At 31.3% G+C, this 10,616-nt stretch carries 12 protein-coding genes; 8 read left to right on the top strand and 4 right to left on the bottom strand.

Features of this window, described 5'->3' with window-relative positions; translation table 11 throughout:
* Positions 1–3 precede the first annotated feature (3 nt).
* Positions 4–1,185, top strand: a complete 1,182-nt coding sequence (locus J2Z44_RS17525; RefSeq protein WP_021285161.1) for an ATP-binding cassette domain-containing protein — start codon at positions 4–6, stop codon at positions 1,183–1,185.
* 429 nt (positions 1,186–1,614) lie between these two features.
* On the opposite strand, the gene J2Z44_RS17530 is transcribed toward J2Z44_RS17525, so the two are convergent.
* Both J2Z44_RS17530 and J2Z44_RS17535 read right to left on the bottom strand, forming a co-directional pair.
* Positions 1,615–2,811 carry an anti sigma factor C-terminal domain-containing protein gene (locus J2Z44_RS17530; protein WP_021283765.1) on the bottom strand — a complete coding sequence of 399 codons (1,197 nt, stop codon included), beginning with the start codon at positions 2,809–2,811 and terminating at the stop codon, positions 1,615–1,617.
* Positions 2,811–3,299, bottom strand: a complete 489-nt coding sequence (locus J2Z44_RS17535; protein WP_021283766.1) for an RNA polymerase sigma factor — start codon at positions 3,297–3,299, stop codon at positions 2,811–2,813. Before J2Z44_RS17535 ends, J2Z44_RS17530 begins: the two co-directional genes overlap by 1 nt.
* Before the next feature lie 206 nt (positions 3,300–3,505).
* Between J2Z44_RS17535 and J2Z44_RS17540 the strand changes: the two genes are divergently transcribed.
* Entirely contained in the window at positions 3,506–3,721 is a 216-nt protein-coding gene (locus tag J2Z44_RS17540; RefSeq protein WP_021283767.1) for a hypothetical protein, read from the top strand.
* A 77-nt stretch (positions 3,722–3,798) separates the two neighbouring features.
* Positions 3,799–4,206 carry a hypothetical protein gene (locus J2Z44_RS17545; RefSeq protein ID WP_021283768.1) on the top strand — a complete coding sequence of 136 codons (408 nt, stop codon included), beginning with the start codon at positions 3,799–3,801 and terminating at the stop codon, positions 4,204–4,206.
* 132 nt (positions 4,207–4,338) lie between these two features.
* On the opposite strand, the gene J2Z44_RS22000 is transcribed toward J2Z44_RS17545, so the two are convergent.
* Positions 4,339–4,491 (bottom strand): DUF4351 domain-containing protein, encoded by a 153-nt coding sequence (locus J2Z44_RS22000; protein WP_342591522.1) that lies wholly within the window; start codon positions 4,489–4,491, stop codon positions 4,339–4,341.
* A 129-nt stretch (positions 4,492–4,620) separates the two neighbouring features.
* On the opposite strand from J2Z44_RS22000, the gene J2Z44_RS17550 reads away from it, so the two are divergent.
* Together J2Z44_RS17550 and J2Z44_RS17555 are read left to right on the top strand one after the other, a co-directional pair.
* Positions 4,621–5,058, top strand: coding sequence for an HI0074 family nucleotidyltransferase substrate-binding subunit (locus J2Z44_RS17550; RefSeq protein WP_021283769.1), 438 nt, complete (start codon positions 4,621–4,623; stop codon positions 5,056–5,058).
* A gap of 4 nt (positions 5,059–5,062) precedes the next feature.
* Positions 5,063–5,353 carry a nucleotidyltransferase domain-containing protein gene (locus J2Z44_RS17555; protein ID WP_021283770.1) on the top strand — a complete coding sequence of 97 codons (291 nt, stop codon included), beginning with the start codon at positions 5,063–5,065 and terminating at the stop codon, positions 5,351–5,353.
* A 109-nt stretch (positions 5,354–5,462) separates the two neighbouring features.
* Here J2Z44_RS17555 and J2Z44_RS17560 read toward each other — a convergent pair whose 3' ends face one another.
* Positions 5,463–6,599: a serine hydrolase domain-containing protein gene (locus J2Z44_RS17560; RefSeq protein ID WP_021283771.1), complete on the bottom strand. Its 1,137-nt coding sequence runs from the start codon at positions 6,597–6,599 to the stop codon at positions 5,463–5,465.
* A gap of 883 nt (positions 6,600–7,482) precedes the next feature.
* Here J2Z44_RS17560 and J2Z44_RS17565 point away from each other — a divergent pair.
* From J2Z44_RS17565 to J2Z44_RS17575, 3 genes are all read left to right on the top strand, one after another.
* Positions 7,483–8,253: a class I SAM-dependent methyltransferase gene (locus J2Z44_RS17565; protein WP_021283096.1), complete on the top strand. Its 771-nt coding sequence runs from the start codon at positions 7,483–7,485 to the stop codon at positions 8,251–8,253.
* 200 nt (positions 8,254–8,453) lie between these two features.
* On the top strand, positions 8,454–9,308 hold the full coding sequence (locus J2Z44_RS17570) for a lipocalin/fatty acid-binding family protein (RefSeq protein ID WP_021283097.1): 855 nt from the start codon (positions 8,454–8,456) through the stop codon (positions 9,306–9,308).
* 99 nt (positions 9,309–9,407) lie between these two features.
* The gene (locus tag J2Z44_RS17575; protein ID WP_209649887.1) at positions 9,408–10,154 is read left to right on the top strand and encodes a class I SAM-dependent methyltransferase; all 747 of its coding nucleotides are present in this window, start codon (positions 9,408–9,410) and stop codon (positions 10,152–10,154) included.
* The last annotated feature ends 462 nt before the right edge of the window (positions 10,155–10,616 follow it).

A 10,616-nucleotide genomic window follows, 5' to 3' on the forward strand; every position in this document is an offset into this window, starting at 1 on the left:
TAGATGGGCAAGAGAAAAAGTAAGAATAATAAGAGACCTAAAGTCTTTGAAGATAATGGTGCTAACAAAAACATGACTAATAATAGGGGAACAAAAAACGAAGAGGCTATAGATATAAACAACTTAGGTAGTGGATTAACCAAGAAAAGCTATAGTGGAAAGATAAAAAATGAAGAAATTGTAGCTACAAACTTGGAGAAAGGCATAGAATTTAAAGATAATAAGGCTGTAAATAACACTGATGTTAAGAAACAAGAAAAGGAAGTACTGTTAGAGGTAAAAGATCTAATAGTTAAATTTGGGGATAAGAAAAAGCCCTTCACCGCAGTAAATGATGTAAGCTTTAAGATTTATAAAGGGGAAACCTTTGGGCTTGTAGGAGAATCAGGTTCAGGAAAAACTACCATCGGAAGGGCTATTGTAAGAATAAATGAAACAAGTAATGGAACCATTCTTTTTAAGGGTGAAAAGATAAATGGAAAAATTAGCTCAAAGCTTGATAAGGAAGTTACAAGAAAAATTCAGATGATATTTCAAGACCCTATGGCTTCTTTAAATGAAAGGGCAAAGGTAGATTATATAGTATCGGAGGGGCTTTATAACTTAAAGTGTTATAAGGATGAAGCTGATAGGAAGGCAAGAGTAGAAAAAGCCTTATTAGATGTAGGGCTATTACCTGAATTTGCAAGTAGGTTTCCTCATGAATTTTCAGGAGGACAACGCCAACGTATCGGCATAGCCAGAGTTCTTGCTATGGAACCAGAGCTTGTCATTGCAGATGAGCCTATTTCAGCTCTTGATGTATCCATCCGTGCTCAGGTTTTAAATCTACTCTCAGACTTGCAAAGAGATAAGGGGTTAACTTATTTATTTATAGCTCATGATTTGGCAGTAGTAAGATTTATCACTGACAGAATTGCAGTAATCCATAAGGGCAGGATAGTAGAGCTTGCAGAAACAGAAAAGCTCTTTGAAAATCCTCTTCATCCTTACACAAGAGCCTTGCTTTCTGCCATACCTCTACCAGATCCAAGAGTAGAAAGAAATAAAGAAATAGAAATCTATGATCCAAGCTGTCATGATTATGCTAAAAATTCACCTTATTGGGCAGAAATTGAGGGAGGGCATTTTGTTCTTGCTAACGACAAGGAGTTAGAAGAATACCGCAAGGGTTTAGAAAAGTAGAGATTATTACTGAAGGCAGTGAAGATACTTAAGAATATTGCAAACTGGCTTCAATACAACAATAATACTGATTTTCAAAAAGCTCATTAACTTTTTAAGGTATTTGAAAATAAATAACAAGTCAAAGATGTGAAGGATATTTTTAGTTCACAAGCAAGCTTGTGCAGACAAGGAAACAGGTTCCGCAGATAGTAGAGCTATCTAAGGGTTCTGTTGACACAGTATAACAAAAAATAGACAAACATACTGACTTATTTATTTTTGAAAATGCCTAAGTTAATTTTCCATATAAAAGGTGCTAAGAAGGTTTTCAATAACCTGCTTAGCACCTTCTTAATTTAGAGTAATTGCATTTGATTCTAGAAGTTATATTTAAGCTGCTTTTCCAGTGGATTGGCATAAGCTCGATATAGTTGAGATGCAGAATAGCTAGTTTACATATTTAGAAGCAAGCACACCTTTTATTTCTATAGTTTTTATTTTTTCATTATCTAAAAACTTAAGCAATTCGCTTGCCTCTCCATGAATTAAAAGTCCATAAATGTTTACTCCATTACTTTCCACATAGTTTAAGGCATTTTTATAGTATTGTGATTCAATTTTATTACCACCATCCAAGGCTATAACTGCCTTTTTTCTATCATTAGCATATTTTAATAGGGAAATAAAATGCTTAGTATAGGCTTCCTCAAAAGAACCATTGAAGGTGCCGCTATCAATTCCATCTTTCATATAATCCACTAGCTGCAAATAAGGATACTTAACTTTGTCTACACTATCTCCTGTAACTGAACCATCATTAAGGTTAGGATTAAACCCAGATAAATATTCATTATGGGTGCCATAAGGGGCAGTGCGAACTGCTGCCCATCTAAAAGTTACTTTATCGTTGTACTTCTTTCTTAATTCATCAAAATCTTTTGCTGTTATGTCCCCTTGAAGTATTACATAGGAAGACACATAAGATCTAGGATTTAGCTCCTTAATATAATTAATAAGCTCTTCATTTCGCTCATTCCTTCGGTATTCAACACTGCTCCTATTACGATCATCGGGGGCAATATCTAAAAACTCCATATAGTTAATGGGGAAAAAATCATGAAAACTATCACCATTTTGTAAATTTCTTTTAATAGTTGTATTTGTATTTTTAGTTTCTTTATTAAATAAATTGACCCTTTCAAAATAGATATCATATTTACCAAAGCCAAGATTTTGGGAGTGAACTGTATTAATTGCATAGCCAGGTAGATTCAGCTCAGTAATAGCTTTCAAATCAAAATATAAATCATCCTGATATTTAGCCACTGACTTTTGAGAGGGATTATAGTAGAAACTACTTACCAGTGGAGAAATTATATAATTAGTAGTAAATAGAATTGAAAATACTATAATTACAGAAGACAATATGGTTTTTCTCAGCTTTTTATTAACAGTTCTCTTTACTGAAGTGGTGTCCGTATTATCAATTAGGTTTAAACTGTGATTTTCAAAATCTATATCATAACCCTCAGATAAATAATCAGAGATTACTTCATACTTTTGCAATTCCTCTTCAACTAGGACGATTTCTTCTTCAGAAGCAGTTCCATTTTTATATTTATCTAACAAATCTTTAAAGCTCATTATAAATCCTCCTCTAAAAATTCTTTTAATTTCTTTCTAGCTCTAAATAGTAGTGTTCTAGCAGCACCTTGAGAAACTCCAGAAACTTCCGAGATTTCTTTTAAGGAAAGGTTGCAGTAATAGTACAAAATAACTATTTCCTTATAAGAGGGCTGTAAATTTAAAACCTCATAATAAATTTTTCTTCTATCCTCATTAAGGATAATTTTATCTAAGGTATTATCTTCTGCTGAAAGTTTACTTAAGGTGCCTTCCAAATCTTCCAATCTGCTATTTTTCTTTAAGTGATCTAAAAAAAGATTTTTACATACCCTAAATAGCCAGTACTTAATATACACTTCACTAATCTCTATAGATAACAGTGCTTTAAAGAAGGTTTCGCTTACTAAATCTTGAGCTAAATGATGATTCTTACATAAAGAAAGAGCATAGATATAAAGCTCATTATTATATTTTCTATATAAAACTTCAAAATCATCATTCCCCATAGCAGCCCCACCCCCTTCACTTAATAAACGATAGTTGTTAAATTATGTTACACCATAGAATTGTTTAATTTATTGATTTTTATAAAACCATTTTTAAGTTTTTAACTTATTAGAGAACAATGGTGTGAAAATTGTGAAAACAAGGTATAATTTATAAAACAGTTAGTATATAATGTAATTATATCAATATGTTGGGAGGTTGGGGCGTGAATAAACTTAATAAGTATATATCCATTGGGTTAGTTTTTAATGGCATATTTTTAATATCTTCAAGATTTAGTTTATTACCTCATGTGATTGAAGGATTTACAGCAGGGGTGGGCATTTCATTTATTTTTATGGGATTATATGCTTCAAACCATGATATTTTTAAACTAAGAAACGCAAAGATGAAATTTCTTAAGAGTATTTTGGGAAGATAGGTTATTAACTTATTTAGCAGTTAAGGAATACTTTAAATGAAGAATATAATTTATAAATGGTTAAAGGGGATAGGAAAATGAGAGCAGTATCAAGAGATAGGTTTAAATTACTCTTTATATCAATAGCATTATTGGCAGGGTTATTTGTAATTGGTAATTTGGCTTTTGGGAAGGGAAAAATAACAGGAATGTACACAAGTGGTACAAAGGTTGTAAAAATAGATGATATTGAGATAATAAATAGGAGCAAGAAGTATAATACACCATATGCCCATAAGGTGAAAGAAAATGATAAGTTTTATTTAAAATACTTTGGCTTCCAGGGTGGGGAACCTAAGAATGGTACTTTTACAATGACTAGTGAGCAATATGAAGAGCTAGTTGAAGGCAAGGAATATTGGTTCGATATCCAATACGATAATCCTGATGATGATAGCCTTGGTAAGGTAAAGAAGGTTTATAAGGAAGACGTTATGAAAAGATAAACCCTATAGAAAAAGGCATTCAATCATCTATGACATTTCATAGGAATAATAAGGGAACACCCAGTGTTTTGAATTACGTAAATCACTGGATGTTCCTATTTTCATCATTTTATAGATTAAAATATATGATTTTTACTTAGGAAAGTATTGTTTTATATCTTCTAAGTTTTCTAGGGCGAAAATTTCAGTGTCAATAACTTCAATAGTTTCTTCAGGTAGAGCTTTAATGTTATTTTTATATTCATCTGGTAAGGCTTTAAATTTTTTAATTAATTGTTTAATAATTCATAGGAGTTAAATAAAATGTGGTTGAACATAAATAAAAATGCTATAATTTTTCTATATGGTTTTACTTTCAAGGAAAAGTCCTCATAAATTTAGGCAATAATAGAGATAAGAAAGGGGAGTTTTAATTTGAGTGGAATACTAGATAAATACGATGAAGCAATAACTTTAACTTATAACTACACCTTCAAAATGTTAATGCATTTAAAAAATATAGTAAACAATTTTAGTGAAATAGAAAATCCAGATGAGGTTACTAAGGAAGTTTATAGGGATTCTATAATTAAAAAATATGAGACTTTAGAAGATTTAACTTGGAAGTTGTTATCAAAAATTTTCAAGGCTTCTGGTTTGGAAATAAATAATCCAAGAGGATGTTATAAGCAAGCCTTTAAGGAAGGTTTGATAAAGGATATTGATGTATGGAATAATATATTATTATCAAGGAATGCTACAGCTCATATATATGATGAGGAAGACTATGAAAAGATTAAAGGGAAAATTATCAATGAATATATCTCCGCTTTAGAGGAATTATTAAATAATATTTCAAATGAAATGAAGTGATATTATGTATGGAATTAATAGCAAGGTATATGATGAATTGCTACACTACTTTGAAATTAATCCTAAGGTTAAGAAGGTAATTTTATTTGGCTCTAGAGCTAAAGGAAATGAAAGCATAAATTCTGATATAGATTTATGTATTGATTACTTAGATGAAGGGCGAGGGACAATAGTGGAGGAAATAAACGGTATTATTGGAGTTTATTCCTGTGATATAGTTTTTTTAGATTCCTTGAATGAAGAGATTAAGAAGCAAATTTCTAGGGATGGAATTACTATTTATGAAAAGATATAAACACTTAAGCCACACATTTTTACAGATTATTTTTAATGATCCCAAAACCTCATAATTAAATAATAAATTAAAAGTGTCACTTACCTACAATGGAAAGTGACACTTATTTTTAAGTTAAAAACTCCCTCAAAATACGCCCATAACAAAGCTCTTCAATTTTAAATAATGAATGACCGTCTTCTTTATATTGAATCCCACCGTTTTCAACAAATATAATTCCAAAATCAAAGTCTTTATTAAAGAACATGCCACTTAAGATTCCATAGGCATCTCCCGAATGACCAGTGAAGGAACAGTTAGGATATAGGTTCTCATTAGGGTAGAAGCAAAGTCCTATTTTTTTATCCTTACCTGATACTGTTTTTCCTTCCCAATAAATTTTTTGCATTAACCCAGCAGTTTTAGGAGAGAGGATTCTTATCCCTTCATACTCACCCATATTCATATGGGTTCTCATAAATTTAGACAAGTCTAAAAGGGGAGTCCTAAGACCACCAGCAGGAGAAAACTTAATGCAATTTCCAAGAGTTCGTGGGTCACTATAATCAAAGGCTTTAGATGAAATTGAACTATAATCATCAAAGGATATACAATGAGAATCCATAGATTCATCAAACCTATATATTGGTGTTAGATTTTCAAGGTGTTTTAATTTGGTAACATCAAAGCTAGAATTCTCCATACCTAGTGGTTTAAAAATGTGCTCAATACAATAATCATTAAAAGCCATACCAGAGATTTTTTCTATTAAACAACCTAAGATAGTGTAACCAATATTTGAGTAATCATAAAAGTCACCTGGAGCATAGTTTGCCCAAATTTCATCTCTATAAAAATCACCATCTGTACAAACTAGCTGGGACAGATACTTTAGTTTAGGGTCATGGATATTATCATAAAAGTAATCATCCCCAACTTCAGTTAGACCAGAGGTATGAGTAAAAAGATGAATAAAGTTAATAGGAATATGAGGATACTTTGGGTTTCTTATTTTAAGATCAAGGTAATCACTAATATCATCCTCTAGTTTGAATAGTCCTTTTTCAAATAGCTGCATTAAAGCAGTTGTAATAACAGTTTTTGAAATTGAAGCCACTCTAAAAATAGTGTTTTCCTGAGCACTTCCTAAAGCAGTATGCCAAAGGATATGGTTATTCTTAACTATAAGAGCAGATAAGCCGTGAACCTTTAACTGCTCCATATATTTTAATAAATCTTTATTTATAGATTGTGATGAGCTTTTCATAGTTCAAATCCTTTCCTTAAAACTTATTAATTAGTAGCTATTTATTTCCATTGGTAATTACATGAACGCTTAAGTTATATGTTACACATACCTTGGTTCCATCAAAAATAGGTAAGTTCATTTTGGTTAACAACTTTGACTTTAATAAAGAACTTTCCAAGCAGATTTGGATTGCCTAGAAAACTACTTACCTTAGCTAAGCAACTGTTACTTAAAGAACATGGCAGGCTTTAAGATTCCAAAGCGTTGCTAAAGTTGAGCATGTTTATCTATATAATACTATAAATGATTTAGGGATGAAGATTAGAACAAAAACATTTGGGGGTAATTTATAGATTAAGGCCAACTAAAGATTATTGTGAAAAAAGTCCGGTCATAAGTTTTTTATTATTAAGGGGAGTGGTTTGTATTTTATAGTATGTTATTACAATATTTACATGGTAAAATATAACTATGATAATTTAAAACAATCTTTACTCAAGATTGAAATAATAAAAGAGATATTAAGAAATCACAAGTAATAACATTGGTAGAAACACTTAATATTATATTTAAGGAAGTGGGTTTAATGAGGAGAATTAAGGACAGTAACTACTCGGTGCAGTTGAGATAATCTGATGACAGATTGTATCGAGAAGTAATAACTTGTTATCAGTGAACTGCACTGCTTTTTATCAATAAGGCATTTTCAAAAAATAAATAAGTCAGTATGTTTGTCTATTTTGTGTTATACTGCGTCAACAGAACCCTTAGATAGCCCCACTATCTGCGGAACCTGTTTCCTTGTCTGCACAAGCTTGCTTGTGAACTCAAAACATCCTTCACATCTTTGACTTGTTATTTATTTTCAAATGCCTAAAAATTATGAAAAGAGGGCGATTGCATGAATTATATAAAATTAAAAGAATATTGGATAAGAGAAGAACAACATAGTTTTAAAGGATGGGATTTTTCCTATATTGATGATAGGACATCAGAGGAAGCTTTACCTTGGGACTATGACAAAATAGTTAGGAAGTATTTAAAGCCTAATTCTAAGTTGTTAGATATGGGAACAGGTGGTGGAGAATATTTATTAACTCTTAACCATCCTTATTATAATACCTTTGCGACAGAAGCCTATCCACCTAATTTTCAGCTTTGTAAAAATACACTAAAGCCACTAGGAATTGATATTAGACAAGTCTTTGATGATAGCTATTTACCCTTTGAAGATGAGATGTTTCACATAATAATAAATAGGCATGAAGCTTTTGATATAAGTGAAGTGTACCGTATATTAAAACCTAATGGAGTATTCATTACCCAGCAGGTTGGAGGGCTTAATAATAAGGAGTTATCAAGATTTTTACTTAGCGAGTTTAAAGAGGATATAAGTAGTGACCATACATTAAAGAGCAATGTAGAGCTATTAAAAAACAAAGGATTTGCAATTCTAAAGTCACATGAGCATTTCCCAAAATTAAAGTTTTTTGATGTGGGAGCACTAGTTTATTTTGCAAAGATTATTCAGTGGGAGTTTCCCAATTTCTCTGTTAAAAGTTGCTTTAAACAATTATGTGACTTGCAGCAACTTGTTGAAAAACAAGGATTTATTGAAAGCACAGAGCATAGGTTTGTTATTGTAGCTCAGAAGTTAGAGGGAAGAAACTAAAGTAATTTCTAATTAGGGTTTCTAAAACTAGCACACTAAATTAAAAATTATAGGGTTTGAAGAAGAAAGCCAACTCTTTCCATGGGGAAAGAACTTAAGGAAACCAAGGTGATTTTTAGATAATTTGAATTTTCATCTTGGTTTTCTATAAATAGGGTTAGTTAGTTAATTAAAGTTTGAGAGTAAATGGGGTATGAGAAATGATAAAAGTAATTAATAAAGTTGAAGAGATACTTGATTTTGTATGGAAGCTCAGTCAAGATGATTTCTATGCTAGTTATCCTAGAAGGAAATCATTAGAGGAAGTTAAAAAATATCTCCAAAGAACTATAAATGAAGATGAAAAATCTATAGTAGCTTATTATAAGGACAATGAGCTGTACGGGGTTTGTTGCTACTTCTGGGAGGAAAGTGAAAAGTATGCACAAACAACCTTATTCCTAATAAAAGATTATTATGAGGACATTGCAGAGGCACTAATTAGCTATGTAAGCATACAATTACCTGGGTATGAACTATTTATAGGGTTTCCTGATACCAATGAAAATGCAAGGGAATACTTTGAAGGAAAAAGTATTCAGTGCATTGAAGCTAGTACTGTTACCAAATTGTATAACTTAAAGAGTGATATAAGAGAAAAGCACCCTTCAGTAGAAAGAATTACAGAGAGTAATTTTGATGAATATGCTATATTTCATGATGAACATGCGGTTCCTTCAGGAATGTACTATAATAGCAAAAACCTTAAGAAGGATATGGAGCTTTTTAGAGTATTTGCTCTTAGGGAACAGGGAAAGATTCACGGAAGCATCTTTGTTAGGGCAAGAAAAGGTATGTCAGAGATTTTTGGATTATTCATTGATAAAGAATATGAAGATAAACACTTTATAGGTATTTTAATCAATGAAATGTTAATGGAATTATATAATGAATTTGGTACAGTAAAGGAAATTATATATTTTATTAATGAAGGTTCTACTGAGGAACTAAACTCAGCTTTATCAGCAGGGTTTGAGATTTATGAAAGATATAGATGCTATAAATGTTTACTGTAGTTACCTAAGTTAAAGTACTGAACACTATATAAAAAAATTGGTTAAAGTGGATTATTGGTATTAATATAGACACTTGTTTTAGGGAAATGGGGAGAACAGATGAATAATGAAAAAATACATGAAGTAAATAAAGATTATTGGAATACAAATACAGATCAGTGGTTTGGAGTTACAGCACTACCACAATACGGAACTCTCTTTGCTACAGAGGAGGAGTTGAATTTATTTGGAAATGTAAAAGGAGCTAAATTACTTGAAATTGGCTGTGGCAGTGGACATTCTCTAAAATATCAAGGAGACCATGGTGCAGCTGAGTTATGGGGCTTGGATATGTCCAGCAGTCAGCTTGAAAATGCAAAGAAGTATTTAAGGGAAAATAATTATACCGCTAAATTAATATGCTCACCCATGGAAGAGGAATGTGGTATACCTAAGGATTACTTTGATTTTGTATATTCAATTTATGCTATTGGATGGACAACCGATCTTGAAAATACCTTTGTAAAAATTGCTTCATATTTAAAAAAAGACGGTATTTTCATTTTTAGTTGGCAGCATCCTTTGCATAGCTGTGTTAGCATAGATGAAGATAAACTGCTATTTGGAAGGTCTTACTTTGATGAAGCTTGGTTTACACAGCCTATGCCTGGGGAGAGTACAGCATTACTATGTAGCCGTAAAGTTTCAACATACATCAATGCTTTATCAAAAGCAGGGTTTGTTATTGAACAAATGGTTGAACAAACTCATAGTGATATATTAAATAAAATAGAGGAAGTTTCTCGTAAAATAAAAAAAGCACAAATGCTGCCACTTTCCTTTGTGTTTAAGGCTAGAAAGCTTTAATACACGTTAGGTATTGCAACGTAGAGCTGAAGAGAAAAATGGACATTGATTGCCGAAATTAGTGAGGTTATTGTGCTTTTCTTAGTAATTAAATGTACAGTAACATTACTATTAAATAATAAAAAGAATAATATTATTAAACGAAGTATTATAGCAATAAATAAAAAACGATGCATTAATACATCGTTTTTTATTTATTAACCAGTTATTCTATAGTTCGGGGTCTTCACATAAGTACTCAAAATCAATTATAGGATTTAATGAATATGTGCTATAACCACTAACTAGTGCTGATATTGAGTGCTTGAATTGCCATGGTTGCTTTAGATAAATAGGTGAATTTGAATTCAGAACCTCAATATCAAACATATATATGTTTTAATAAAGTTTCTACATTCTAATGCATAGCCTGTCTATGGTTTGAGTAGGAACTTTATTTATTGTATTAATAAAGCTCTTCAC

It is taken from the genome of Clostridium punense (assembly GCF_017874425.1).
In the GTDB taxonomy this organism is placed as follows: domain Bacteria; phylum Bacillota; class Clostridia; order Clostridiales; family Clostridiaceae; genus Clostridium_J; species Clostridium_J punense.